General features: G+C 69.1%; 25 protein-coding genes. 10 read left to right on the plus strand and 15 right to left on the minus strand.

Features of this window, described 5'->3' with window-relative positions; all coding sequences use genetic code 11:
• Positions 1 to 42: 42 nt before the first annotated feature.
• Positions 43 to 636, plus strand: coding sequence for a hypothetical protein (locus ACZZZN_RS14880; RefSeq protein WP_463505919.1), 594 nt, complete (start codon positions 43 to 45; stop codon positions 634 to 636).
• Between the two features lie 23 nt (positions 637 to 659).
• Here ACZZZN_RS14880 and ACZZZN_RS14885 read toward each other — a convergent pair whose 3' ends face one another.
• Positions 660 to 878, minus strand: a complete 219-nt coding sequence (locus ACZZZN_RS14885; RefSeq protein WP_463505920.1) for an SCO4848 family membrane protein — start codon at positions 876 to 878, stop codon at positions 660 to 662.
• Positions 879 to 1,215: 337 nt separating this feature from the next.
• Between ACZZZN_RS14885 and ACZZZN_RS14890 the strand changes: the two genes are divergently transcribed.
• From ACZZZN_RS14890 to ACZZZN_RS14905, 4 genes are all read left to right on the plus strand, one after another.
• A complete protein-coding gene (locus ACZZZN_RS14890) occupies positions 1,216 to 1,842 on the plus strand; it encodes an RNA polymerase sigma factor (protein ID WP_463505921.1) in 627 nt (208 codons plus the stop codon).
• Positions 1,839 to 2,321 (plus strand): hypothetical protein, encoded by a 483-nt coding sequence (locus ACZZZN_RS14895; RefSeq protein ID WP_463505922.1) that lies wholly within the window; start codon positions 1,839 to 1,841, stop codon positions 2,319 to 2,321. Before ACZZZN_RS14890 ends, ACZZZN_RS14895 begins: the two co-directional genes overlap by 4 nt.
• A 141-nt stretch (positions 2,322 to 2,462) precedes the next feature.
• On the plus strand, positions 2,463 to 4,028 hold the full coding sequence (locus tag ACZZZN_RS14900) for a S8 family peptidase (protein WP_463505923.1): 1,566 nt from the start codon (positions 2,463 to 2,465) through the stop codon (positions 4,026 to 4,028).
• Positions 4,029 to 4,208: 180 nt separating this feature from the next.
• Positions 4,209 to 6,650 carry a CHAT domain-containing protein gene (locus tag ACZZZN_RS14905; protein WP_463505924.1) on the plus strand — a complete coding sequence of 814 codons (2,442 nt, stop codon included), beginning with the start codon at positions 4,209 to 4,211 and terminating at the stop codon, positions 6,648 to 6,650.
• A 299-nt stretch (positions 6,651 to 6,949) separates the two neighbouring features.
• Here the strand turns inward: ACZZZN_RS14905 and ACZZZN_RS14910 are convergent, their stop codons facing one another.
• Genes ACZZZN_RS14910 through ACZZZN_RS14930 form a run of 5 tightly spaced genes read right to left on the minus strand, consistent with a single transcriptional unit; the run spans position 6,950 to position 11,466 of the window.
• Positions 6,950 to 7,726, minus strand: a complete 777-nt coding sequence (locus ACZZZN_RS14910) for a DeoR/GlpR family DNA-binding transcription regulator (protein ID WP_463505925.1) — start codon at positions 7,724 to 7,726, stop codon at positions 6,950 to 6,952.
• A gap of 28 nt (positions 7,727 to 7,754) precedes the next feature.
• Positions 7,755 to 8,618, minus strand: coding sequence for a class II fructose-bisphosphate aldolase (locus tag ACZZZN_RS14915; RefSeq protein ID WP_463505926.1), 864 nt, complete (start codon positions 8,616 to 8,618; stop codon positions 7,755 to 7,757).
• Positions 8,615 to 9,556, minus strand: a complete 942-nt coding sequence (locus ACZZZN_RS14920; protein ID WP_463505927.1) for a 1-phosphofructokinase family hexose kinase — start codon at positions 9,554 to 9,556, stop codon at positions 8,615 to 8,617. The genes ACZZZN_RS14915 and ACZZZN_RS14920 overlap by 4 nt, the downstream gene beginning before the upstream one ends.
• On the minus strand, positions 9,553 to 10,545 hold the full coding sequence (locus tag ACZZZN_RS14925) for an ROK family protein (RefSeq protein WP_463505928.1): 993 nt from the start codon (positions 10,543 to 10,545) through the stop codon (positions 9,553 to 9,555). Before ACZZZN_RS14925 ends, ACZZZN_RS14920 begins: the two co-directional genes overlap by 4 nt.
• Positions 10,546 to 10,569: 24 nt before the next feature.
• The gene (locus tag ACZZZN_RS14930; RefSeq protein WP_463505929.1) at positions 10,570 to 11,466 is read right to left on the minus strand and encodes an SIS domain-containing protein; all 897 of its coding nucleotides are present in this window, start codon (positions 11,464 to 11,466) and stop codon (positions 10,570 to 10,572) included.
• A 289-nt stretch (positions 11,467 to 11,755) separates the two neighbouring features.
• Between ACZZZN_RS14930 and ACZZZN_RS14935 the strand changes: the two genes are divergently transcribed.
• From ACZZZN_RS14935 to ACZZZN_RS14950, 4 genes are all read left to right on the plus strand, one after another.
• Positions 11,756 to 13,003, plus strand: coding sequence for an extracellular solute-binding protein (locus ACZZZN_RS14935; RefSeq protein ID WP_463505930.1), 1,248 nt, complete (start codon positions 11,756 to 11,758; stop codon positions 13,001 to 13,003).
• 58 nt (positions 13,004 to 13,061) lie between these two features.
• The gene (locus tag ACZZZN_RS14940; protein ID WP_463505931.1) at positions 13,062 to 14,033 is read left to right on the plus strand and encodes a carbohydrate ABC transporter permease; all 972 of its coding nucleotides are present in this window, start codon (positions 13,062 to 13,064) and stop codon (positions 14,031 to 14,033) included.
• Positions 14,034 to 14,035: 2 nt separating this feature from the next.
• On the plus strand, positions 14,036 to 14,956 hold the full coding sequence (locus ACZZZN_RS14945) for a carbohydrate ABC transporter permease (protein WP_463505932.1): 921 nt from the start codon (positions 14,036 to 14,038) through the stop codon (positions 14,954 to 14,956).
• A 126-nt stretch (positions 14,957 to 15,082) separates the two neighbouring features.
• Positions 15,083 to 15,853 (plus strand): hypothetical protein, encoded by a 771-nt coding sequence (locus ACZZZN_RS14950; RefSeq protein ID WP_463505933.1) that lies wholly within the window; start codon positions 15,083 to 15,085, stop codon positions 15,851 to 15,853.
• Positions 15,854 to 15,965: 112 nt separating this feature from the next.
• Here the strand turns inward: ACZZZN_RS14950 and ACZZZN_RS14955 are convergent, their stop codons facing one another.
• Positions 15,966 to 17,144 (minus strand): ROK family protein, encoded by a 1,179-nt coding sequence (locus ACZZZN_RS14955; protein ID WP_463505934.1) that lies wholly within the window; start codon positions 17,142 to 17,144, stop codon positions 15,966 to 15,968.
• Between the two features lie 138 nt (positions 17,145 to 17,282).
• On the minus strand, positions 17,283 to 17,582 hold the full coding sequence (locus ACZZZN_RS14960; protein WP_463505935.1) for a chorismate mutase: 300 nt from the start codon (positions 17,580 to 17,582) through the stop codon (positions 17,283 to 17,285).
• A 95-nt stretch (positions 17,583 to 17,677) separates the two neighbouring features.
• On the opposite strand from ACZZZN_RS14960, the gene ACZZZN_RS14965 reads away from it, so the two are divergent.
• Positions 17,678 to 18,961, plus strand: a complete 1,284-nt coding sequence (locus ACZZZN_RS14965) for an AI-2E family transporter (protein ID WP_463505936.1) — start codon at positions 17,678 to 17,680, stop codon at positions 18,959 to 18,961.
• Between the two features lie 306 nt (positions 18,962 to 19,267).
• On the opposite strand, the gene ACZZZN_RS14970 is transcribed toward ACZZZN_RS14965, so the two are convergent.
• The 7 genes from ACZZZN_RS14970 to ACZZZN_RS15000 all read right to left on the minus strand — a co-directional run bounded on the left by ACZZZN_RS14970 (position 19,268) and on the right by ACZZZN_RS15000 (position 26,073).
• Positions 19,268 to 20,191 (minus strand): ABC transporter substrate-binding protein, encoded by a 924-nt coding sequence (locus ACZZZN_RS14970; protein ID WP_463505937.1) that lies wholly within the window; start codon positions 20,189 to 20,191, stop codon positions 19,268 to 19,270.
• Positions 20,192 to 20,238: 47 nt separating this feature from the next.
• Positions 20,239 to 21,012 carry an ABC transporter permease gene (locus ACZZZN_RS14975; protein WP_463505938.1) on the minus strand — a complete coding sequence of 258 codons (774 nt, stop codon included), beginning with the start codon at positions 21,010 to 21,012 and terminating at the stop codon, positions 20,239 to 20,241.
• Positions 21,009 to 21,689, minus strand: coding sequence for an ABC transporter permease (locus ACZZZN_RS14980; protein ID WP_463505939.1), 681 nt, complete (start codon positions 21,687 to 21,689; stop codon positions 21,009 to 21,011). Before ACZZZN_RS14980 ends, ACZZZN_RS14975 begins: the two co-directional genes overlap by 4 nt.
• Positions 21,686 to 22,573 carry an ABC transporter ATP-binding protein gene (locus tag ACZZZN_RS14985; protein WP_463505940.1) on the minus strand — a complete coding sequence of 296 codons (888 nt, stop codon included), beginning with the start codon at positions 22,571 to 22,573 and terminating at the stop codon, positions 21,686 to 21,688. Before ACZZZN_RS14985 ends, ACZZZN_RS14980 begins: the two co-directional genes overlap by 4 nt.
• A gap of 64 nt (positions 22,574 to 22,637) precedes the next feature.
• Entirely contained in the window at positions 22,638 to 22,940 is a 303-nt protein-coding gene (locus ACZZZN_RS14990) for a DUF427 domain-containing protein (RefSeq protein WP_463505941.1), read from the minus strand.
• 201 nt (positions 22,941 to 23,141) lie between these two features.
• Entirely contained in the window at positions 23,142 to 24,575 is a 1,434-nt protein-coding gene (locus ACZZZN_RS14995) for a dihydrolipoyl dehydrogenase family protein (RefSeq protein ID WP_463505942.1), read from the minus strand.
• 124 nt (positions 24,576 to 24,699) lie between these two features.
• Entirely contained in the window at positions 24,700 to 26,073 is a 1,374-nt protein-coding gene (locus ACZZZN_RS15000; RefSeq protein WP_463505943.1) for an MFS transporter, read from the minus strand.
• Positions 26,074 to 26,087 lie beyond the last annotated feature (14 nt).

Below are 26,087 nucleotides of genomic sequence, written 5' to 3' on the forward strand. Positions count from 1 at the left end.
GCCCTGCTTCTGCCGCACACTGCCTGGCGATACTGTCTTGCTATGCAGCATCGCTTCCTCGTGGTCCCCAGCGCCGTCATGATCATCACCGTTGCTCTGGCCGGTTGCGCGACGGGGGCTTCCGTCGCCGCGGGCGGCGGGAGCAGCGCAGAGACACCGGCTCCCGTCGAATCGAGCGAACCGGTCGCGCCCGCCGGGGGCGACGCGGCAGCGCTGACCCAGGCTCAGGCGTGGCTCGACGCCGCCAACCTCCCACCGGGTGCCGTGCGCACGGAGACCTCGTCGGGCAGCTTCAACTCATACACGGGGTGGCCGTGCGGTCCGTATGAGGAGTTGGAGGGGTACTGGGTGATCCCCGACACGACTGTCGTCGATGCGGCCAACTGGTTGCTCGAGAATCCCACCGCAGACCTCATGACGACCGCATTCAGTCCGGTCAGCGAAGAGTGGGGACCGGTCGATTCGGCGATCGTCGGGTTCATCCCCGCCCCCGACGCGCAGGAAGGAATCGTCTACTCACTCGCGAAAGCGGACGACGGCGTCGCGGTGCGGGCTGAAGTCGCCGCGCAGACCGACACCGCGACCTGCCCGCCGCTTCCCGACGGCGGCACCTACGGAGCGCCCGGACAGGGCTAGCTCGTCGTCGCCGCGAACCTTGCTCAGAGCACGCCGGCGAGTGCCGCGACGCCGACGAGCACCGACACGAGAGCCAACACCAGGGCGATCGCGATCAGCACGACGTGCACCTTGAGGAAGGTCGTGGCCTTGCCGTCAGCATCCCGCGCCCGCGGGTCGGTCGCGACCCGCTTGTAGAAACGGGGCCAGACCACGATGTTGAAGGCGGCGTTGAGGAACAGCACGACGGCGAGGGCGATCACCTCTCCACGGTAACGCGTCGGCCCGGTCGGTCTCGCACCGGCAGTCGCCCGCGGCATCCGTCCGGCATCCGTCCGGCATCGGCCCCCGGCATCCGTCCGGCATCGGCCCCCGGCATCCGTCCCCGGCATCCGTCCGAGAACATCCGTCCGGCACATCTGCAGGACGGAAGCCCGGATGCAGGATCAGAACCCGGTCTCCGGTCCTGCAGACGGGGGATGTTCCTGCATTCGGGACCACCGGATGCCGCCACGCAACCAATATTCCGAAAAACATACCCAGTCCATGTATCACCGGGCTCTTGCCGTGCTCCTTGCTGGTGTGATCACAATGGGACTCATGATCGACGGCGCACCCGACGGCGCCGCTCTCGATCCTGCACCGGACGACGGATCGGCACGCTGGAAGCGGGCCGCCGACCTCTTCGACGCATGGCGGGACGGCGACAGCCGCGCGATGGACGACCTCGTGCGGCTGATGACGCCTGTGCTCTGGCATGTCGTGCGCGCCTACGGGCTCGAGCGCACGCTGGCCGAAGACGTGATCCAGACGACCTGGCTGCAGCTGGTGCGCGGGCACCGATCGATCACCGAGCCGCGTGCCGTCTCGGCCTGGCTCACCACCACCGCGCGCCGCGAGGCCTGGCGAGCCGGCAAGGCGCACAACAGGGTCGACACGACCGAGACGGATGCTCTCGACGCGCTCCTGCCCGAGCAGCAGTCGGCCGAGCACCACGCCACCGTCGGAGACGAGCACCGCCGACTGTGGGCCGCAGTGCGACACCTCGCCGACCGGTGCCAGCGCCTGCTCCGTGTGATCGCCTTCGAAGAGCGGCCTGACTACGCCCGCCTCGCCGCCGACCTGGCGATGCCGGTCGGCAGCATCGGACCGACCCGACAGAGGTGCCTCGCCAAGCTGCGCGACCTGCTCGACGCACCGACACCACGGACGGAGGGCACCTCATGAGCGAGAACGACGGCAACAACGGCGGCGACAACCACGAGGATGCCGAGCTCTTCGCCAACCTCCGGTCTCTGTGGCGCGACGTCGACCCGATGCCCGCCGCGCTGATCGATCGCATGATCGCGGCCGTCGCGACGGAGGGGCTGTCGGCGGAGTATGCGCTGCTGACTCTCGTCGAACAGCCGCTGGGCGAGGTGCGCGGCGACGCGGACGCACTGACCCTTCAGTTCAGCGACGGCACGACGAGCATCCTCCTGCACGTCACGGGAACAGCGAGCGGGGCTCACCGCATCGACGGCTGGGTCGACACGGCCGCCGGCCTGATCGAGCTCGCTCAGGGCGAGCGGACCCGCACCACGACCGCGAGCGACACGGGTCGTTTCGTGTTCGACGACGTACCCGACGGGTTGACTCTCGTGCGCCTCACCACGACGGTCGGCGACGAGCAGCGCACCCTGTCGACCCCGCAGTTCGAGTTGTGATCCACCGCGGGGCGACCCGCTCACACCGCGGGGCGACCCGCTCACACCGCAGGGCCAGTCCCGCACCTCGCAGGATTCCCCGCACAGCACGCGGGTCCGCCCGCACAGGACGCGGGTCCGCCCGCGAGGAGAGGACCGACGATGGAGCAGCCCAGAGGATGGACCTGGCAGGACCGCGCGGAGGGATCGATCCGCCGAGGCGCGGCCCTGGATCCGAGCGTCGAGCCGGTCGGCGGCGTGCGCGCCTTCCCGACCGCCTATCTGCCCGAGCGCCTGCTGATCACGAATGACCGCGACTCCGACAACGAGGCGTATGACGGCGAGATCCGTGCGCTGTTCGAGGCGGCGCGCTCGTTCGGCTGGAACCTCGACATCGAGTCGCCCGAGACGCGTCTCGCGGCGGGTCCCCTGCTGCCCGGCATCCCGGGATTCCTGCGCGCGCACCTCACGACGCCCGACGAACCGAGCCGCGGCGAATCACCCGTGCCACCCGACGCCTGGCGCGTGCTGCAGCGCGCACGGCGCAGTACCCGAACCCCGATGCTGCGCACGAGTCTCGAGCATGTGCTGTCGATCGACCCGGTCGGGCTCAATCCGTTCAGCCGCACGAATCCCTTCAGCCGCACCAACCCGTTCAGCCGCACCAACCCGGTGCGCGGCGCCGGAGCGGGCGGCAGCGACGACTACCTCGAACCCGGCCGCGGCGCCCGTCAGCCGGTGACCTGGATCGGCGCGGCACCGCAGCGCACGGCCGCCCCGAAGCGCGGACGACGTCCGGTCGTGGCTGTGCTCGACACCGGATGCGGGGTGCACGAGTGGCTGCCGAACGACATCGTCACGCGGCAGGTCGAGCTCGACGGTGTGCCCGTGGGCCTGACGGACGACGCCGACCCCGAGCGGTATCCCGATCTGTACGGCCAGCTCGACGGCGAGATCGACGCGGTCGCGGGGCACGGCACATTCATCGCCGGCATCATCCGCCAGACGGCGCCGGATGCCGACATCCTGTCGGTGCGCATGGCCGGCGCTCTCGGCGTGATCGACGAGAGCACCTTCCTGCTCACGGTCTCGCAGGTCGTCGAACTGCTGCGCCGGCATCGGGAGGACCCTGCCACCGGGCATCCGATCGACGTGCTCAACCTGTCGCTCGGGTACTACCACGAGACCCCGACCGACGGCCTGTTCAGCCGCACCCTCGAAGCGATCCTCACGAAAGCGCGCGAGCTCGGCTGCATCGTCGTCTGCTCGGCGGGCAACGATGCCATCGACCGTCCGTCGTTCCCGGCATCGCTGTGGCCCTGGCCCGGCGCCGACAACGGCATCCCGACCGACGACGACGCCCCACTCGTGTCGGTCGGTGCGCTCAACCCGTCGGCCCGCTCGGTCGCCCTGTTCTCGAACGTCGGCCCGTGGGTGCGCCTGTACGCACCGGGTGCGGCCGTCGTGAGCACGTCGCCCGCGTTCGTGGGCGGTGAGCAGGCGGCGACCAGAGCGGATGTCGACGGACTGCGGCGCGAGACGATCGACCCCGACGACTACCGCGGCGGGTTCTCGATCTGGAGCGGCACGTCGTTCGCGGCGCCGTTCGTCGCCGGGCGCATCGCCGCCCAGCTCGGCCCGGTGCCGTCGAAGGGTGTCAGTGCGGATGCCGCGGCCCAGGCGGTCGCGGCGGTGCTGAAGACGCTGCCGGCACCGGTCGAGCGCTGACCTGTGCCGGGCCGCCGGTTTCACCTGCATGCTCAGATCACGGATGCATGCCGAGACGGCCGGATTGACCATGCATCCGTGATCTGAGCATTCATCCAGCACGGGTCCGCGCCCGCATGCCGCCCGGCTGCCCCGCTCCGGGGGCTTCCGCCCGCGACTGCGGACCGGCATTCTGGTTGGATGCCCCTGACTGCGCGTGAGCTGCATCAGCGCGGCGTCGACGCAGCCAACTCCCGACGGTTCGCCCAGGCTCGACGCGCCCTGAGTGCGGCCTCGGCGCGCACCGACGACGAGGATCTGCTGGCCCGCATCGACGGCACCCGCGCGTACGTGCTCGCCCAGACCGGAGAGCCGGCCGAGGCGGAGCGACTCTCGCGGGCGGCACTCGCACGTCCGGGGATCAGCGCCGAGACCGTCGCCCTCGCCCACGGCCAGCTCGGCACGCTGCTCATGCACAGCGGCCGGCTCGACGAAGCCCACACCTCCCTCAGCCTCGCGATCGACGCGCTCGAGGAGGGGTCGATCGCGAGCGCGAACCTGCTGATGAGCCGCTCGATCGTGAGCATGCAACGACACCGGCTCGACGAGTGCGGCGCCGATCTGCGCCGAGCGGCCTCGGCCTACGAGCACCACGACGCCGAGGAGCCGCTCGCCGAGGCCCGACACAATCTGGGTTATGCGGCCCTGCTCAGCGGTGATCTCGTCACGGCCCTCGCGCTGATGACGGCGTCGCGACCGATCCTCGCCGCGTCGAGCGACCTGGCCGCGGCCATCAGCGACCTCGACCGGGCCGAGGTGCTGCGCGATGCAGGGCTCACCACCGAGGCCGAAGAGCTGCTCAGCACGGTCGCGATGCGCTTCGGCGCGCAGCGCATGCGACAGGCTCGCGGCGAGGCGGAGTTCCACCTGGCACGATCGCTGCTGCGACACGACGCCTCCGCCGCCGAGCGCGCCGCCGCCACGGCATCCCGCCGCTTCGCCGCCCTCGGCAACGACGCCTGGGCGGCACGGGCCGAGGCGGTGCGGCTCGAGGCGCGCATCCGGTCTCACCCCACGGCACCCGCGGATGCCGAGCTGTTCGCGCGCACCGCAGCGACGCTCGCCCGTGGCGGCTTCGCCACCGAAGCCACGGCACTCACCCTGACCTCGCGCCTGTCGAGCGGAGGACGGATGCCGCGGCTCGCCGCCGATGCGCCCACCCCGCTGCGGCTGCGATCTCATGAGGTTCGCGCGGTCCGGGCATCCACTGCAGGGAGGCATGCCGAGGCTCGGCGCATCGCCGCGGAGGGCCTCGACCTGCTCACCGCGTGGCAGCAGTCGTTCGGCGCGCTCGACCTTCAGGCCTCGGTCGCGATGCACGGCACCGAGCTGATGTTCACGGGTCTCACCGCGGCGGCTCGGTCGGGCGATGCCGAGGTGCTGTTCGACTGGTCCGAGCGTGCCAGACACCTCAGCCAGCAGGTGGCACCGGTGCGTCCTCCGCGCGACCCCGAGCTCGCCGCCGACCTGGCGGAGCTGCGCATGCTGCGCGCCGACCTCGCGGGCTCCGACTGGACGACCGATGCGCGGGTCCGCGAGCTGCGCGATCGAGTGCGCGACCGTCAGTGGACGGCGACGGGCGTCGCGGGAAGCCGGGGGCGCCTCGACCTCGTCCACGCGCAGGCGCGGCTGGAGGCCGACACGGCGATCCTGGCCTACGTGTACACGGGCACCGCTCTCGTCTGCGTCGTGGTGCGTCAGACGGGGTCATCGATCGTCGAACTGTCGTGGCCTCGCATCCGCACGGCGCTCGACGGACTCCGGGCTGATCTCGACGTCGCCGCCCTGACTCGGGGCGGACCCATGGCGCAGACCGTGATGAGCTCGCTCGAGCAGCGATTGCGCATGCTCGACGAGGCGCTGCTCGCCCCCGCCCGCGCCGTCGCGGGTGGCGCAGGCCGGCTCGCGCTCACTGTGCCCGGCATCCTCGCGGGCATCCCCTGGGCCATGCTGCCCGGCATGGCCGGGACCCCGTTCACGCTCGCGACCTCGGTGTCGCGATGGCTCGGCGACGAGCATCCGCGTCTTCCCGCCGCGGCATCCGGATCGATCGCGGCGGGATTCGCGACAGGGCCGCGCGTCGCGCGGGCGGAGGAGGAGGTGCGCCAGGCCGCCGGGGCGTGGCGCGATGCGCGGATGCTGACCGGAGAGGGTGCACGGGTCGCGGCGGTGACCGACCTGGCCGCGCAGGTCGACGTGCTGCACATCGCCGCGCACGGGCGGCACGCGGTCGACAACCCGCTGTTCTCGGGATTCGAGCTCGCCGACGGCACGCTCTTCGGCTACGACGTCGACCTGATCCCCCGCGCACCCGACACCGTGGTGCTCTCGGCGTGCGAGCTGGGCCGCTCGTCGGTGCGCTGGGGAGAGGAGGCGCTGGGCATGACCCGGGTCTGGCTGCACGCCGGCACCCGCAGTGTGATCGCGGCGCCCGTCGTCGTCGCCGATGACGTGGCGTGCGAGCTTCTCGGCGCCATGCACTCGGAGCTGGCGAGAGGAGGCGCGCCGGCGGTCGCGCTGGCCGCGGCATCCGCATCGACGGGTCTGACGGCGCCTTTCCAGTGCCACGGAAGCGGGCTCTGAAAGATTTTCTCCAGACGATGTATCAGAACATCGGCGACCCGCTCCTTATCTGCAGAAGGTGCCATGCGAAGGGCTTCGGGAACGAAGCGCGAGGGAGGCGCAGACGTCGGATTTTTGGGGAACCTCATTCACTGGGGAGTGTGAGGACGGCAGGACACCTTCTGCTCCGGGGATGCCGCGAGAGGGGTCGCGGCATCCCCGCAAGGAGTACCCCGACGCTTTCGAATCGCTCACCTTGCAGTTTCCGCCGCCGCTCTTCTGCACAGTGCGCGACTCGAAGGAGAGCCGGAGGCAGGGGGTCAGGCGGTCAGCACCTCGTAGCCGGCAGCGCGCAGCGCGGTGAGGGATGCGTCGTCGACGCCGTCGTCGGTGAGGAGAACGGGGAACAGCTCCGCACCGCCGACGGCGGCGAACGCGACCGTGCCGATCTTGCTGCTGTCGGTGACGACCACGGCGCGGCGGGAACGCTCGGCCATCATGCGGTTCACGGCCGCCTCGCGCTCGTCCTGCGTGGTGGCGCCGGCCTCGGCATCCATGCCGTTCACGCCGATGAAGGCCATGTCGAGGCGCACACCGCGCAGCAGCTGCTCGACGAACGGGCCCACCAGCTCATAGCTGCGTGAGTGGATCACCCCACCCGTCACGACGACCTTGATGTCAGGACGCGTGGAGAGCTGCGCCGCGATGTTCACGGCGTTCGTCACGACGGTGATGCCCGGGCCGGTCGACAGGTCGCTCCGCGCGGCGAGCGCTGCCGCGATCGCCGTGGTCGTGGTGCCGCCCGAGAGTCCGACGACCATTCCCGGTGCGACGAGGGCGGCCGCAGCCTGGGCGATGCTCTCCTTCTGCTGCGTGCGCTGATGGCTGCGATAGCGGATGGGCAGTTCGTAGGCGACGTCGTGCGCCACGGCCCCGCCGTGGGTGCGGGTCAGCAGACGCTGTTCGGCGAGCGAGTCGAGATCGCGCCGAGTGGTCGCGGCCGAGGCTCCGAAGCGCTCGACGAGTTCGTCGACGTTCACCTCGCCGTCCGCGGCCAGGAGGTCGAGGATCGCGTTCAGGCGGGCGGCGCGCTTCATGTCTCCATCCTGCCCGGGTTCTCAGGACTCACCGCGCCACCGCGTGTGGCTCGGCGGGCTCGAGCGCGAACAGTCGCAGCATCCGCGCCGCCTCCCCGGCGAGCGCCTCGCGCGCGGGCTCGAGGTACTTGCGCGAATCGACGAGCGCGTCGTCGGCGGCGAGCGCCGAGCGGATCGCCCGGGTGAAGAAGCCGTTGAGGTGCGTCGAGACGTTGATCTTGGTCATGCCCGCACGCACGGCGTCGGCGATCACGGCATCGGCCACGCCTGATGAACCGTGCAGCACCAGGGGAACGTCGAGCGCGCCCCGCAGTCGCGCGATCAGCTCGAGGTCGAGGGATGCCGTGCGGTCGGTCATCGCGTGCGACGACCCGACGGCCACGGCGAGCGCGTCGACGCCGGTCGCCGCGACGAATGCCCGCGCCTCGTCGGGGTCGGTGCGCACTCCCGGCGCATGCGCCCCGTCTTTGCCGCCGACCTCGCCCAGCTCTCCCTCGATGTAGACGCCCGCTGCGTGCGCTCGCTCGGCGACGGATGCGGTGATCGCGACGTTCTCGTCGTAGGGCAATGCGCCGCCGTCGAACATCACCGAGCCGAAGCCGAGGGCGATCGCCTCGTCGACGAGCTCGGGGCGTTCGGCGTGATCGAGGTGCACCGCCACCGGGGTCGACGCGCGCCGGGCGACGGCCAGCGTGGCCAGCGCGATCGGCTCGAGTCCGCCGTGATAGTCGGCGCAGTTCTGCGAGATCTGCAGGATGACGGGCAATCCGGCGAGGGCCGAGGCGCGCACCAGCCCCTCGGCGGTCTCAAGGTGGATGACATTGAACGCGCCGATGCCGGTCGCGCGCGCGGCGGCATCCGTCACGAGCTCTCGGGCAGAGACCAGGGTCACGGATTTTCCTCTCGAACGACGGCGGTGAAACGGGCGACGACGAGACGCTGTTCGAGCGCCTCCCACTCGTCGGAGATCTCGCCGGCCAACGGCATGAGCACGGCGGCGGCCGACCAGGCGGTCGCGCGTCGCAGGATCGCGTCGGGGTCGCGGACGCCGTCGGCATAGAGCACCGCGCACGCGGCCACTCCGGCATCGCCCGCGCCGGTCGGGTTGCCGGCGAGCGGGGCGTCGAGGCGCGCGTGCAGCACCTCGGATGCCGTGACCGCGAGCATCCCCTCGGCCCCGAGCGACAGCAGCACGAGCTCGACTCCGCGTGCGATCAGCGACCGGGCGCCCTCGACGGGTTCGGTGATGCCGGTCGCCTCGACGAGCTCGGCGGCGTTGGGTTTGACGACGGATGCACCGGCATCCGCCGCGTGCAGCAGAGCGGGACCCGAGGTGTCGACGATCACGGGCACGCCCGCATCCCGTGCCGTGCCGATCAGCAGGGGCAGCAGGGTCGCGGGCGCACCTGGCGGGAGGCTGCCGGAGATCACGAGCACCTGCGCACTCGGCAGCGCATCGACGACTTCGCCGAGCAGGGCCGCCCATTCGGCATCCGTCGGGGTGATGCCGCGTTCATTCACGACGGTGGTGTCGCCGAGTGCCCGGTCGACGATCGCGACGCTCTGCCGCGTCGCTCCGACGACGGGCACCAGGCGATGCGGCACGCCGCTGGCACCGAGTTCGGCGGCGAACTCGACGCCGCTGCGTCCGCCGGCCGTCGCCACCGCGAGCACCGAGGCGCCCTGCCGGTGGGCAACCCGTGCGACGTTGATGCCCTTGCCTCCGGCACGCGCCGCACCGGCATCCGTCCTGTGCGTCTCACCGAGGGTGAGTCGGTCGACGTGCCAGGTGAGGTCGAGCGCGGGGTTCGGAGTGACGGTGAGGATCATGCGAGATCCCGTGCGCGCAGCGCGGCTCCGAGGATGCCGGCGTTGCCCGACAGCTCTGCCGGCACGAGGGCGGGGATGCGGTGGAAGCTCAGTCGCGCAGCGAGCCGTGCCCGCAGTTCGTCGAACAGCGCGCCACCCGCACGCGAGAGCCCACCGCCGATCACGATGGCTTCGGGCGCGACGACGGCGGTGAGCTGTGCGAGTGACAGGGTGAGAGCGTCGAGCGCCGAGTTCCAGATCTCGGCGGCGACCGCGTCTCCGGCGGCCGCGCGTGCGATGACGTCTTTCGCCCCGTCGGGGGTGATCCCGGTCGCGTCACGGTAGCGTCGCGCGATCGCGCCGGCCGAGGCCACGACCTCGAGGCACCCGCGGGCACCGCACGCGCAGACGGGACCCTCGGCGATCGGCGAGTGCCCGATCTCCCCCGCATAGCCGCCCGCGGTGTAGGGCTCTCCCCCCACGAGCAGAGCGCCGGCGATGCCGGTGCCGATCACGAGCACCACCGAGTTCGCGTAGGCGCGTGCACCGCCGAGGCGATGCTCGGCCCAGCTGGCCGCCCGCACGTCGTGGTCGAACGCCACCGGCAGCCCCAGCTTCGCCGACGCGAGGTCGCGCAGCGGCGAGTCGTGCCAGCCGAGATTGCTGGCGAACACGCCGAGTCCGGCCGACGCGTCGACGATCCCCGGCACGACGAGGCCCGCGGCCTGTGGCACCACGTCGGGATGCTCGGCCCGCAGTTCGGCCGCGAGCACGCCGAGACGCTCGATCAGCACCTCGGTGCGATCGCCGTCTGCACGCGGGGTCGGCGTGCGGCGAAGGCCGAGCGCCGCGCCGTCGACGTCGAAGAGCGCCGACTTGATGTCGGTGCCGCCCACGTCGAACGCCAGCACCGGCGCGCCGTGGCCCAGCGAACGTGCAGCGGCGAGCCTCTCGCCCGACACGTCGCTCACGACGTCGGCGATGCTCGCGGCATCCTCAGGCTTGGTCATCGATCGCTCCGCCGACGGTCGCGCTCAGGCGTCCAGGATGACCGAGCGGGTCAGGTTGCGCGGCTGGTCGGGGTCGAGCCCGCGGGCCACGGCACGATCGAGGGCGACCCGGTGCAGGCGCACGAGATCGGCCAGCGGATCGATCGGATGCTGCACGAACCGCGCCCCCGTGGCCTCGACCTGTGCGGCCAGCCCCTCGGGCGCCTCGCCGAACTGCCAGGTCACGCGTCCCGGTGCGGCGATCGCGATCGGCCCGTGTCGGTACTCCATCGACGCATACGACTCGGTCCACGACTGCGACGATTCGCGCATCTTCAGCGCGGCCTCGTGCGCGAGACCCACTGTCCAGCCCCGGCCGAGGAAGGAGTACTGCTCGGCATCGCGCAGCTCGTCGTCGTAATCGGCGGCGAGCACGGCTGCGGCGTCATCGATCGCGCCGGAGAGGTCTTCGCCGAGCGAGGCGCGGAAGAGCGCGAGTGCGGTCGTCGCGAAGCGGGTCTGCACGACCGACTTCTCATCGGCGAACGGCAGCAGCACGGCGTCGTCGACGAGCGAGACGAGCGGAGACGTCTCGTCGCCGATCACACCGATCGTGGGCACTCGGCCCTTGATGCGCTCGACCAGCTCGAGCACCTCCGTCGTGGTGCCGGAGCGGGTGAGCGCGACGACGGCGTCGTAGCCGCGGTCGACGAACGCCTCGGATGCCGCGAACGCGTCGGTCTCGCCCTGCCCCGAGGTCTCTCGGAGGAACGCATACGACTGCGCCATGAACCACGATGTGCCGCAGCCGACGACGGCGACACGGGCTCCGGATGCCGGCAGCAGCGCCTGCGCATCGCGCATATCGGCGGCGCGCGCCCAGGTCTCGGGCTGCGACGTGAGCTCTGCGCGCATGTGAGCGCCGGGGAGAAGTTCGGTCATGTCAGGCCCTCCGGACCAGATGTTGCAAGTTTGTGATTGTTTTGACGACTATTCGATCATAGTATTTCGACTCAAGGGAATCCCGCAAGGATTCCTCTTGATTTGTTCATTCGCCTGACAAATAATCAGACAAAGCTCCACCGCCCCTCCGTCGGCCCGGCCCGCAGAGGGTATCGAGCCGTTCCGGCTCGACCGATCGCCCCTCCGCCCGGAGAGACGGTCACACGCACCGTCGCGTGAGATGTGCTTGCGACTGTGCACCACCTACACAGTGAGGAATGCAATACACATGAAGAAATCACTGCGATTCGGCGCCGTCGCCCTGGCGGCGACCGCCACTCTCACGCTCGCGTCGTGCGGGTTCGGCGGCTCGACCGACGGCGGCGGAAGCGACGCCGAGGGCGCGTCCACGCTCGACCTCCTGGTTCCCAGCTATTCCGACGCCACCAAGGGCCTGTGGGAAGACGTGATCGCGGGATTCGAAGAGGAGAACCCCGACATCACGGTCAACCTCGAGGTGCAGTCGTGGGACAACCTCGAGAAGGTCGTCTCCACCAAGATCCAGGCCGGTGAGGCCCCTGACATCTACAACGGCGGACCCTTCGCCGGTTTCGTCGGCGATGAGCTGCTCTACCCGGTCGAAGACGTGGTGTCGGAGGAGACCTACTCCGACTTCCAGGACGCGTTCCTCGCCAACGCCGAGGTCGACGGCACCGCCTACGCCCTGCCGCTGATCGCCTCGGCTCGCGCACTGTTCGTCAACAACGCACTGCTCGCCCAGGCCGGCGTCGAGGCCCCGACGACCTGGGACGAGCTGCTCGATGCCGCGACCAAGGTGTCGGCGCTCGGCGGCGGCGTGGCCGGATACGGCATGCCGCTCGGATCCGAAGAGGCGCAGGCGGAGGCAGCCGTGTGGCTCTGGGGCGGCGGGGGCTCGTTCGGGGATGCATCCGAGATCACGATCGACACCCCCGAGAACCTCGTGGGTGCCGAGCAGATCAAGAAGATGATCGACGCCGGCGCGACGCAGGCGGACCCCGGTTCGACGCAGCGTTCACCCCTGATGGACATCTTCATCCAGGGCAAGATCGGCATGCAGGTCGGCCTGCCGCCGACGGTCGGCCAGATCGAAGAGGGCAACCCCGAGCTCGACTACTCGATCGTCCCGATCCCGACCGAGGACGGCTCTCCGTTCACGCTCGGCGTCATGGACCAGCTGATGGCGTTCCAGAACGACGGAGACAAGCAGGAGGCGATCACCGCCTTCTTCGACTACTACTACTCGGCAGACGTGTACGTGCCGTGGGTGCAGGCCGAGGGCTTCCTCCCCGTGACCAAGTCGGGTGCCGAGCAGCTGGCCGGCGAGGAGGCGCTCGCGCCGTTCCTCGAGGTGTTGCCCGACGCGCAGTTCTACCCGTCGACGAACGAGAAGTGGTCGGCCACCGACGGCGCCTTCAAGTCGCTGTTCGGCCAGCTGCAGACGAAGTCGGCGCAGGACGTGCTGACAGAGATCCAGGCCCAGGTCGACGCGGGCTGAGTCCCGCCGACTGACACCGACCCTGCTGACCCACCGACAGAGAGGTTCGGGAATTCCCATGAGCCAGACGAAAGAATCCTCGAACCTCGCGGGGGCGGCCACCGGCCGCCCCCGCACCCCGGGTCGAGCACGCACCACTGCCGGCAAGCCCGGTGGCAAGGACCTGCTCCAGGCGCTGCCGTGGATCGCGCCTGCACTCCTGCTCATCATCGGCGTGGTGCTGTTCCCCGCCGGGGTGATGTTCTTCAACTCCACCCGTGACATCTCGCTGTCGGGCCTCGACAAGGGCTCGGTCGGCTTCGACAACTTCGTCACGGTGTTCACGTTCGCCGAGTTCTGGCCGATCATCTTCCGCACCATCGTGTGGGTGGTCGTGGTGGTCGCCTTCACCGTGCTGATCTCGCTCGGGCTGGCGCAGATCCTCAACAAGGCCTTCCCCGGTCGCCAGATCGTGCGCATGGCCGTGATCGTGCCGTGGGCGGCATCCGTCGTGATGACGACGATGGTCTTCTACTACAGCCTCGAGCCGTACTTCGGGGTCTTCAACAAGTTCCTCTACGACATCGGGCTCTCAGACGATGCGGTCGGCTACGGCTGGACCAAGAACCCCGCCACCGCCTTCGCCTGGTCGATCGTGATCGCGATCTTCGTGTCACTACCCTTCACGACCTACACGATCCTCGCGGGGCTGCAGACGGTTCCCTCCGACACCCTCGAAGCCGCCAAGATGGACGGCGCCGGCGCCACCCGCACCTACTGGACGATCGTTCTGCCGCAGCTGCGCAGCGCGCTCGCGGTCGCCGTGCTCATCAACATCATCAACGTGTTCAACTCGCTGCCGATCCTCAAGGTGATGACGGGGTCGATCCCCGGGTACGGCGCCGACACGATCATGACGATGATCTTCAAGTACATCGAGCTGCAGAAGAAGGTCGACGTCGCGAGTGCGCTGTCGGTCGTGGCCTTCCTCATCGTGATCGTGATCGTCGCGATCTACGTCAAGGCCGTCAAGCCCATGAAGGAGGTCTGATCATGACCGTGACCGAGACCGCCCTCGTCACCACCGCAGGCTCCGAGCCTGCACCTCGCATCCCCGGACGCAAGCGCCGCTACACCGAAGACCAGGTGACGCTGCCCCGCGTCATCCTGCGCATGGCCGCCGGCATCCTCGTGCTCGCGATCTTCGTGCTGCCGTACTTGATCATGTTCTTCGGCTCTGTGAAGACGAAGTCGCAGATCCGCTCGGTCGACCCGACCTACCTGCCGACCGAGTGGCATTGGGAGAACTACATCTCGATGTGGTCGACCCCTGAGACACCCCTGCCGTACAACCTGATCTCGACGATCATCATCGCCGTCTTTGCGACATTGCTCGTGCTCGTCGTCTCGCTGCCCGCGGCCTACTACACCGCCCGGTTCAAGTTCCCCGGGCGCATGGTCTTCCTGTTCCTCGTGATCGTCACGCAGATGCTGCAGCCCGCCGTGCTCACCTCGGGCCTGTTCCGGCAGTTCACGGTGCTCGGACTCAGCGACACGTGGGCGGCGATGATCTTCATCAACGCGGCCTTCAACCTGTCGTTCGCGGTGTGGATCATGCACTCGTTCTTCGCCGGGATCCCGAAGGAGATCGACGAAGCAGCCCAGATCGACGGTGCCGGGCGCTTCACCGTGCTCTTCAAGATCAACCTGCCGCTGGTGTGGCCCGGCATCGTGACGGCGATCGTCTTCACGTTCGTCGCCTGTTGGAACGAGTTCGCCGCTTCGCTCGTGATCCTCTCCACCGACAAGAACCAGCCGCTGTCGGTCGCGCTGACCAAGTTCGTCGGTCAGTACGAGACCAGCTGGCAGTACGTGTTCGGTGTCTCGATCGTCGCGATCCTCCCCGTCGTCATCCTCTTCATGCTCATCGAGAAGCGCCTCGTCGGCGGCCTGACCGCCGGCAGCGTCAAGTAGACCCTTCGAATCGCTCACTTTGCAGTTTCCGACCGAGCTTTTCTGCAAAGTGAGCGATTCGAAGGCGAGGAGTGGGTTCCCGGTCGCACGGGTGATAGACAGTTCACAGACGACCGAGGGGGATCGATGCGTGCTGCACGCGGAAGAATGCTGGCCGGAGCGATCGCGGCGCTCACGATCGCGCTGGGCGGATGCTCCGCGCCGAGCACTGCACCGACGACCTCCAGTGCCACGCCGACGCCTCAGGCCGAGGCGGTCGCCGTCGATCTCTCCGCAGCTCCGATCTCGGGCGTGGGGCCCACGGAACCGCATCCGGGAGTCGCCTTCCCTGTGCCCGAGGGAGCGCGCTCCGTGACGCTCGACATCGAGTGCCCCGGCGGCGAGCGCCTCGTGATCAGCGTCATGACCGCGATGTCGCTCGAGAACGTGGTTCTCGAGCGCACCTGCACCGGCCTGCAATCGATGGTCTGGCCGGTGGCTGAGAGCGCCTCGCCCACTCTGTACATCTGGGTACCCGACGGCGTCGCGTGGACCGTGACTCCGCGATTCTCCGTCGAGGAGTTCGAGAGAGACGAGACGATCGCCGCCGAATGCGCGGCGTTCGGCGAGATCTACAGCGCCCTGATGAACGCCGATCAGGGGTATGGGAACTACCAGGCCTTCGGCCTCGACGAGTGGACGCAACGAGTGGATGCCGCTGCCGCCGACCTCGATCGACTCGCCGCGTCGTCCGAGACGAGCATGGCTCCCCGATTCGCCCGGATGCTGGAACTCATGCGCAGCCCCGACCGGGTCCCGGGCGAGATCTCGACAGGTGTGATCCTGAACCATCTCATCGGCGACGCGTGCGGCGTCAACCACACACCGATGGTGCTGAACGCCGAGTTCGGGGGCTGAGCGCTCTCCCGCGCTCTCCCGTCGCACTTCGTGTCACCCCAGAACTCACCGGGTGGCACAAAGTCGACCGGAAGATCGGTCAACGGCACAGACTGCGACCGGATGATCGGCGTCAGTCGCGGAGAACGGATGCCGGAGCGGGTGCCGCGCGCAGCTGCGCCGGACTCCACCGCACCCCGAGGGCGCTGGAGAGTGCGACCTGGGCGACGCCGGTCGACATCGTGGCTTCGGCATCCGCGTAGCGCACCGGCACGTTCGCCGTGCCGGTCGCGGTGTAGTCGATCTCGGCCTGCACGAGTGTGAGGAACCGATCGCCGAGTGCGCGGGCAGGACCGCCGATCACGACCTCCGCCGCGTCGAGCACCGCCGCGATGAGCTTGATGGTGCGCGCGAGCGCCCGCGCTCCCTCGGCCAGGTTCTCGGCGTCGGCCGCCTCGGCGAGTGCGGTGATGGCCTCGGCATCCATCGAGTCGTCGAAGTCGTCGCCCAGCATGGCCGTCATCGAGGCCACTGATTCGAGGCACCCCTGACGTCCGCATCGGCAGACCCGCGCGTCGTCGCCGAACTGCACCTGCACGTGGCCGATCTCACCTGCGCGGTCGCGAGGGCCGGGCGCGAGTTCGCCGTCGAGCGTCACGGCCGCACCGATGCCGGTGCCGATGTGGATGAACAGCCGGTAGCCCGATGACTCGTCGTCTCTGGCCGCCTCGGCGATCGCCTCGGCATCCACGTCGTTGACGAGCAGCACAGGCACCCCGAGGAGCTCCTCGAAGCGTTCGGCGAGCGGAACATCGGTCCAGCCGAGCTGCACGCTCTCGAAGACACGGCGCCCGTCGGTGGTGCCGGGCAACTGCACCCCAGCCACCAGCGGGCGGTCGCTGTAGTCGGCCGCGATGTCGGCCGCGGCCGCGTCGAGCATCCGATCTCGTGTCGCCTCGGAGTACGCGACCTCTCGCGCATCGACCTCGGTTCCGTCGAGGGCGACCAGTGCGATGCGGGCGTCGGTGGGCCTGATCACCACCACGACGATGAGGTGATGATCTGCATCGATGCTCAGGGTCGTCGGCCGCTTGCCACCGGTGCTCGCCGCCTGCGCGCCCTCTGCGACGAGCCGCAGATCGATGAGCTCGGCGACGAGAGACGAGGCGGTCGCCGCCGTGAGTCCGGTGGCACGCGCGATGCCGGCACGCGTCTGCACGCCCGGATCGTGGAAGACCAACTGCAGCGCCCTGCGCAGGTTGGCGCGGCGGACTGCGGCCTGCGTATCGAGTGCGTCGTCGCCGTTCAGCATGGCGCCTGCCCCACTGTCGGAATCGGTTGACAGACTGGGGTGTCCTGCGTACCCTCGGTCATAGTTTATTCAATAAACTTAGTTCGGTCCCCGGGCGAGTGAGTGCTGCACACACTGTCACTCGCCCGGACGACCGGATCATCGCCCTTCGGCGGCTTCCGTGTGATGACGGATCACCTCTGCGACCACGAAGTTGAACCACTTCTCGGCGAACTCGGGGTCGAGATGCGCCTGCTCGGCGAGGGCCCGGAGGCGCGCGACCTGCTGCTCTTCACGGCCCGGGTCGGATGCCGGCATCTCGTGCTCTGCCTTGAGCTGCCCGACCTGCTGCGTGGCGCGGAAACGCTCGGCGAGCATGAAGATGAGGGCCGCATCGATGTTGTCGATGCTGGAGCGCAGTCGGAGGAGTTCAGCCCGGGGGTCATCGGCAGCGGTCATGCCCCCTACTCTACGGAAACACGCGGCAGAACGACCCCACCCCGCACGGGGGATGCCTCCTGGGTCGCGCCTCGGTCGGACGCTATCGTGAGCACATGAGCCGAGAAGAGCAGGAACCGCCGAAGAGCGCGTCCGCTGACGCATCCGAACCCTCCTCGGTACCCGAAGGCGCGGCGACGACCGGTGCATCCGTCGACGCCGCAGCCGCCGCCGGGTCTGCGACCTCCCCTGCGGGGGACACCACCGTCGCAGCGAACACCCCGCACCCCCAGACGACGTCGCCCGCTGCGCGTCACGGCGTCGTCGAGCCGATGACGCCGAGCCGCTCGTTCTGGACCCGCATCGATCGCCCGTTCGTGTTCGGATTCCTGGTGACGCTCGGCGGCCTTGCGGCGATCGTCCTCGGCCTGGCCATGGCGAACCTCTCGACCGTGCTCATCTACATCGCCCTCGCGCTCTTCGCCGCCCTCGGACTCGACCCCACCGTGCGGTTCCTCGAGCGACGAGGGTTGTCGCGGGCCATCTCGGTGGTCGTCGCGATCCTCGGGCTCATCATCGTGGCTGGTCTTGTGGTGTGGATGGTGCTGCCGGTCGTGATCGACCAGATCGCGAGCTTCGTGCGGTCGGTGCCGGGGATGATCCAGGAGTTCACCCGCAGCGACATCTATGCGACGCTCGACGCCCAGTTCGGCGACCAGTTCCAGGATCTCGTCGCCGACGTGCAGAAGTTCCTCACCGATCCCGGCAACATCGCCGCCATCGGCGGAGGGGCGCTGCAGGTCGGCGCATCGATCGCCAACGCCATCTCGGGCATCATCGTCGTACTCGTGCTCACGCTCTACTTCGTCGCGACCCTGCCGTCGATCAAGGCGGGAATGCTGCGTCTCGCTCCCGCCCGTGACCGTGCTCGCGCGAGCGACATCACCGATCAGATCACCGACTCGGTCGGCGCCTACGTCATGGGAATGGTCGTGCTCGCGTTCTGCAACGCCGTGCTCGCCTTCCTGCTCTATCTGTTCCTCGGCTTGCCGTTCCCGCCGCTGATGGCGACGGTCGCGTTCTGCATCACCCTTATCCCGCTCGTCGGATCGGTGATCTTCTGGATCATCGGCACGAGCCTCGCCCTGTTCACGAACCCCATCGCGGCGCTCGTCTTCGCAGTCATCTACCTCGTGTACATGCAGATCGAGGCGTACGTCATCACCCCACGGGTCATGAACAAGGCCGTCGCCGTTCCGGGAGCCCTCGTGGTCATCGGCGCCCTCGCCGGCGGCACGCTTCTCGGTCTGCTGGGAGCGCTCGTGGCGGTGCCGGTCGCGGCATCCATCCTGATCATCATCAAACAAGTCCTGGTGCCGAGGCAGGACGCCCGGGTCTAGCGCAGCCCTGGGGCGCGGCTCCCGGCGGCGCGCCCTCGAAACCCTGCATCCCGCACGAAACCCACGTCCAGCACATGGGTCTCGCGCCGAAAAGGCGGTCTCGCCGAGCTGCCCTCCCCCGCCCGGCACACCGCCCTACGAAACCACCCATCCCGCACGAAACCCACGCCCTGCACATGGGTCTCACGCCGAAAAGGCGGTCGCACGCCAACGCCCCTCCCCACGCAACCCTCCCAGCGGCCCGGACGACACAGAAGTGCCCGGCCCCTGGAAGGGACCGGGCACTTCTCATGAAGACTGCTGACTTCAGACGAGGTCGTTGTCTTCGAGCCACTTCTTGGCGATGTCGGGCGACGACTGCTGGTCGACCGTGCTCAGCACGTTCAGCGAGACGAGTTCCTCTGCGGTCAGCTTGGCGCTGATGGCGTTGAGCACGTCCGACACGTCGCCGGCGATGTCACTCGAGACGATCGGCACGACGTTCGACGAGATGATCAGATTCTCGGGGTCTTCGAGAGCGACGATCTCCTCGGTCTCGAACGCCGGGTCGGCGGTGTAGATGTCCGCGACCTGGATCTCGCCGGCGAGCAGCGACTCGAGGGTCGTGGGGCCGGTGGCCGAGAACGCCAGGTCGACGCCGTAGACCTCCTTGGCCGCCGCCGGGCTGTACGGACGCTGCTCGAACTCAGGCGCGGCGCCGATCGTGACGGGCGAGGTGACCTTCGAGAGGTCGCCGATCGTTGTCAGACCGTTCTCCTCGGCGAAGCTCTTGAGCACCGTGTACGAGTCCTGGTCGGATGCCTCGGCGAAGTCGAGGGCGGTGAGGCTCTCGGGCAGGGCCTCCTGCAGGGCCGCGTAGACGTCGTCGGGGCTCGTCACATCGATCTCGTCATCCGAGATGTACTCGAGCAGGCTGCCCGTGTATTCGGGGAAGACGTCGATGTCGCCGGACTCGACGTCGGGCATGTAGGCGTCACGCTGCCCGATGCTGAACTGGCGATCGACCGTGAAGTCGGCTGCCTCGAGCGCCTGCGCGTAGATCTCGGCGACGATCTCGTTGGAGTAGTACGCCTGCGAGCCGACGACGATCGCGTCGCCGCCGCCCGAGCTCTCGCCGGAGTCGGCCGGCTCGCCGAGCGATTCGCTCGAACCGCAGGCGGTGAGGGCGAGTGCCGCCGCGGCGACAAGGCCGACGGCGAAGACAGAGCGCTTGCCTCGTGCTGTGAACATGGACTTCCTCTTCTCTGGGGGACTTCTGGAACTGCTGTGCTGTGGAATCAGGCTGTGGCGGGCTCGGACTCGACCGGAGTCGGACCGGTACCCGAAGTGGACGGCTCTGCCGCGGGAGCGAGCGCGCGCGAGCGTCGGCGCGAGGGGCGACCGCCGGTGCGGAGCCCCCTCGGCACCGCGAGGTGCTGGGCGGCGGCGAGCAGCAGATCGACCAGCAGTGCGAGCACCGCCACGAGGATCGCACCCGCGACCACCTGGTCGAAACGCTGCAGCGGGATGCCCTGGATGATCGGGTAGCCGAGCCCGCCCAGGCCGACGTACGCGGCGATCGTGACCGTCGCGATGACCTGCAACAGAGCCGAGCGGATGCCGCCGACGAGGAGCGGGAGGCCGAGCGGCACCTCGACCTTCCAGAAGATCTGCCAGCCGGTCATCCCCATCGCCTTCGCCGCGTCGATCACACGGCGGTCGATCGCTTCGAGACCGGTGTAGGCGCCCGCGAGCAGCGAGGGGATCGCCAGCAGCACGAAGGTCGTGATCGCGGCCTCGGGGATGCGGAGCACACCGAGGAGAAGCACGAGCAGGATCATGAGGCCGAAGGCCGGGATCGCACGCGCAGCTCCCGACACCGCCACCGCGATCTCGCGCCCCTTGCCGGTGTGGCCGATCAGCCACCCGAGCGGAACCGCGATGGCGGCCGCGATGATCACCGAGATCGCAGTGAGGGTCAGGTGCTCGCCGAGCAGCTTCGGCAGCGCATAATTGCCGGTCCACTGGGCCGGAGCGAACATCCAGGCGAAGGCCTCGAGGAAGAGGTTCATGCGGGAGCCCCCACGGCCACCGGCCGCGCCGCGCCGGTCTTCGTCGCCGCGCGCGTCCACGGCATGAGTGCCCGACCGGCGAGCAGGAGGAGCAGGTCGATCACGAGGGCGATCACGACGACAGCGATGATCCCGGCGAACACCTCGGCGATGATCCGCCGGTCGAGACCGTTCGTGAAGAGGTACCCGAGGTTGCGGATGCCGATCAGGATGCCGACTGTCGCCAACGAGATGGTGCTCACCGCCGTCACCCGCAGACTCGCCAGGATGACAGGCCCGGCGAGCGGGAACTCGACCGCCCAGAAGCGCCGGAAAGAACCGAATCCCGTGGCCGTGGCGGCCTGACGGATGTCGTCGTCGACGGAGTCGAGGCCGTCTGACACTCCGCGCACCAGGATCGCGATCGCGTAGATGGTGAGCGCGACCACCAGGTTGGCCTCGCTGCGCGGAGAGTATCCGACGACCGACGGCAGCAGGATCAGCAGCGCGAGAGAGGGGATCGTGTAAAGCAGACCCGTGAGCAGGATGATCGGTCCGCGCACGAGCTTGAACCTCCACGCGACCCAGCCGAGCGGAAGCGACAGGACGAATCCCAGGATGATCGGGATGATGCTCTGACGCAGATGCACCCCGGTCAACTCGAGGATCAGCCCGAGGTTGTTCGAGACCCAGTTCACGTGAGGCCGCCCCGGGTCGCACCTAGCGCGGCAGCATCCGGTCCTGCGAGCGGCCCGTCGGACCTCTCGACGTCGGCCACGATCGCACCCTGCGTGCGTCCTTCGGAGTCGACCACGACGGTGCCGTGCGGGGTCTCTCTGAGGTGCAGGGCGCGGCGCCCTCTGTCGGCGCCGATGAAGGATGCGACGAAGTCGTCTGCCGGGTTCTCGATGATCTCGCTCGGGCTGCCCACCTGCACGATGCGCGCGCCCTTGTCGAGGATCACGACCTGGTCGCCGAGCAGGAACGCCTCGTCGATGTCGTGCGTGACGAAGACGACCGTCTTGTCGAGCTCGTGCTGCAGCCGCAGGGTCTCCTGCTGCAGGTCGGCACGGACGATCGGGTCGACCGCGCCGAAGGGCTCGTCCATCAGGAGGATGTTCGGGTCTGCGGCGAGCCCACGGGCCACGCCCACGCGCTGCTGCTGTCCGCCCGACAGCTGACTCGGGTACCGCTCGGCCAGCGACTGGTCGAGGCCGACGGTCTTCAGAAGCTCCCGCGCGCGCTCGTGCGCAGGCCCCTTCTTCACGCCCGTGAGCCGCAGCACGGTGGCGACGTTGTCGATCACCGTGAAGTGCGGCATCAGACCGGAGTTCTGCATGACGTATCCGATGCTCCGGCGCAGCGCGACCGGGTCGCCCCCGAGCACGCTCTCGCCGTCGATCTCGACCTCACCCGAGGTCGGTTCGACCATGCGGTTGATCATGCGCAGCAGAGTGGTCTTGCCGCATCCCGAGGATCCGACGAACACCGTCGTCTTGCGTGACGGCAGCACCAGGCTGAAGTCCTTGACGGCGGTCGTGCCATCGGGGAACTGCTTGGTGACGTTGCGGAACTCGATCACGATTATTCTCCGGTCGGTCGATCGACGAGACGGGCATCAGCGCCCCGGCTGCGGCATACAGAGGTCATGCGGAGACGTCGACCCGCGGGTCGAAAGCGACGAACCCGGAGAAGTCCTTGCCCACGCGGTCGAACGCGCTCGGGAACGGCGTCGGGTACGACCAGGCGTAGTCGGTGTGCAGTTCGCCACCCGCCTGCACCGAGAAGTACTGGGCAGCGCCCTTCCAGGGGCACGTGTACTGGGTCGGGCTCTCGACGAGCGCGCCCTCCGCGATCGACGCGGGCGGGAAGTACCAATTGCCCTCGATGCGTGCGAGATCGCTCTCGTCTGCCTCGGCGATGACGGTTCCTGCGAGTACAGCCTTCATGGTCCTGCCTCCTCGGATGTGGGTTCGAGCGTATAAGAGGTCTGCGACATCGGGTTCAGGGTTGCGCCGGATGCCGTCAATGTGAGAAACAATCCTGCTCCGGGCACGCCGATGCCGCCAGGTCTTTCATGGACTGTTCGGAGCGGATGCCCGAACGGATGCCAGCGATCGGCATCCGCTCTGCGCGTCCGCCCGGGATCGTCATGCCGAATCCCGTCCGTAGCCCTCCAGCAGTCGCAGCCAGATCTCGCTGATGGTGGGATAGGCCGGAACCGCATGCCAGAGGCGGGCGATCGGCACCTCACCGACGATCGCGACCGTCGCCGTCTGCACGAGTTCGGCCACCTCGGGGCCGACGAAGGTCGCGCCGATGATCACGTCGCGATCCGTGTCGATGACGATTCGCGCTTGGCCCTCGAAGCCGTCTTCGTAGAGGCTCGCCCCCGCGATTCCGCCGAGGTCGTAGTCGACGACCGCCACCTCATGGCCCGCCTCACGCGCCTGAGCCTCGGTGAGTCCGACCGATGCCACCTCGGGGATCGAGAACGTGACCTGCGGCGCACCGGCGTGGTCGGCTGTGGCGACATGGCGGCCCCACGCCGCATCGTCGACGTCGTCGCCCTTCGCGCGCGCTGCGATCACGTCGCCCGCAGCCCGAGCCTGATACTTGCCCTGGTGCGTGAGCAGCACGCGACCGTTGACATCGCCGACCGCGTAGAGCCAGTCGGAATCGGGCACACGCATCGTGTCGTCGACCGTGATCCAGCGTCCGGGCTCGAGGCCCACGACGTCGAGGCCGATGTCGCCGCTGCGCGGAGAGCGACCGGTGGCGACGAGCACCTCGGCGGCCGTGACGGTCGAGCCGTCGTCGAGCTCGATCGAGACCCCGTCATCGGTGCGGCTGACGCTCGTCGTGCCGGTCTCGGTGCGCACGTCGACACCGAGTTCTTTCAGCCCCGCCGCCACCCGCTCGCCCGCGAACGGCTCCATCGAGCCGAGCAGACCACTGCGGGCGATGATCGTGACCGTCGAGCCGAGCGCCGCATATGCGGTCGCCATCTCGACGGCTACGACGCCGCCGCCGATCACGGCGAGCGAGTCGGGAAGCTCTTCGGCGCTGGTCGCCTCGCGACTCGTCCAGGGTGAGGCCTCGCGCAGACCTTCGATCGGCGGGATCACGGCATCCGACCCGGTGCTGATCGCGACGGCATGGCGGGCGTGCAGCACTCGGGTGCCGCCGTCGGCATCCGTCACCGTCACCTCGCGCTCACCCGTGAGACGGCCATGACCGCGAGCCAGGTCGATCCCGGCGGAGTCGAGCCACTTCACCTGCCCGTCGTCCGACCAGTTGCTCGTGAACGAATCGCGGCGGTCGAACACGGCGCGCACGTCGAGTGTGCCGGTCACCGCCTCCTTCGCGCCGGCCACATGCTGCGCCGCACGCAGCGCCTGGGCCGAACGCAGCAGCGCCTTCGACGGCATGCATGCCCAGTACGAGCATTCCCCGCCCACGAGTTCGCTCTCCACGATGATCGCGGTCAGGCCGTACTGCACGGCGCGATCGGCCACGTTCTCGCCGACCGGACCTCCGCCCAGCACGATCAGGTCGTATTCGTCGGTCTTCTCAGCAGTCATGAGGTGCACCTCTCCGTCGCCCAGTCTTGCTCAGAACCAACGTCGAGTCACGGGGTGGTTGTTCCACGGGCGCGTCGCCGGGCGGGTCGGGGGTGACCATCCATGCTGAATTGTGAACGACCGCTCAGTCCACCGGCACCGTGACCCGGGGTGCGAGTACGGCCGCGGCGAGCGCGACGATCGCGGCCAGGGCGAACACCGCGACGAAGGGGTCCATGACGACGGCCAGACCGGTGAACAGCACCCCGGTGATCGCGAGCGCGAGCGCGCTTCCGAAGGAGTCCGCGACGGTCATCGCCGAACTGTTGAAACCCTGGTTCTCGGGCTGCGACATGGCGAGGGTGAGGGCGCTGGTCCGGGGGCTCATCAGCCCCATTCCGGCGCCGGCGACGATCCATGCGGCGATGATGACGACGACCGGTGCGGTGAGCGCCGCGGCTGCGAGCGCGAGGACGACACCCGCGACGACGAGTATCGTGCCGATGCGCACGGCCACGACACTCGACAGTCGGGCGCCCATGCGGCCCTGCAGAGTGGCGGACACCGACCACGCGAGCGCTCCGCCGGTCAGCGAGAGTCCGGCGATGGTGGGCGAGACCTCGTAGCGCTCGGTGAGCAGGTAGGGGATGTAGACCTGGGCACCGAAGAAGCCGGCTGCCGCGAGGCCACGCACCAGCAGCACCGACGGCAGCCCTCGACGCGCACGCAGCGTGCCGGCCGGAAGGAGCGGCCGCACGGCCACGACCGCCACCACTACGGCGACGGCCGCGAGCGCAGGCCCCGCAGCCGGGATGTCGCCCACCAGGTTCAACGCGAGCACGGCGAGCGCCGCGAGGATCGACCATCCCAGGCGTCCGTACGACCACGGGATCGTGAGGTCGCCGTCGCCCGCGAGCCCACGGAGAGCCGGGACGACCATGAGCAGGGCGGGGATCACCAGGAACACGACGCCGAGGAACACCCAGTGCCAGCTCCACAGCTCGGTGACGGCCCCGGCGACGGTCGGTCCGACGAGCGACGGCACGACCCACGCCGCCGCGAACCCCGCGAAGATCGCCGGATGCAGCTCACGCGGGTACACGCGGGCCACCACCACGTAGAGGGCGACCATCAGGCCGCCGTTGCCGAGTCCCTGGGCGAAGCGGCCGGCGACGAGCACCTCCATGCTCGGCGCGAGTCCGGCGACCACGAGGCCGACGACGAACAGGCCCACCGACAGGTGGAGGGGTGCGACCGGGCCGCGGCGATCCGCCCAGTTGCCCGCGACGACCATGCCGATCACCCCAGTGGCGAGGGGCCCGGCGAACGCGAGCGCGTAGAGCCGCTCGCCGTCGAGGTCGGCGCTGACCGCCGGCATCACCGTCGTCACCGCGAGGGATTCGAACGCCCCGAGGAACACCAGGGCGCAGGCGCCGATCGTGATCCAGAGGTAGCCGCCGTGGAGGATGCCCGAGGGCGCGGCCTTCGCGGTCTGCGCCGCGTCGGTGTCTGCAGTCATACGCTCGACCGTAG

The sequence above is a fragment of the Microbacterium sp. AC145 genome, assembly GCF_979258505.1.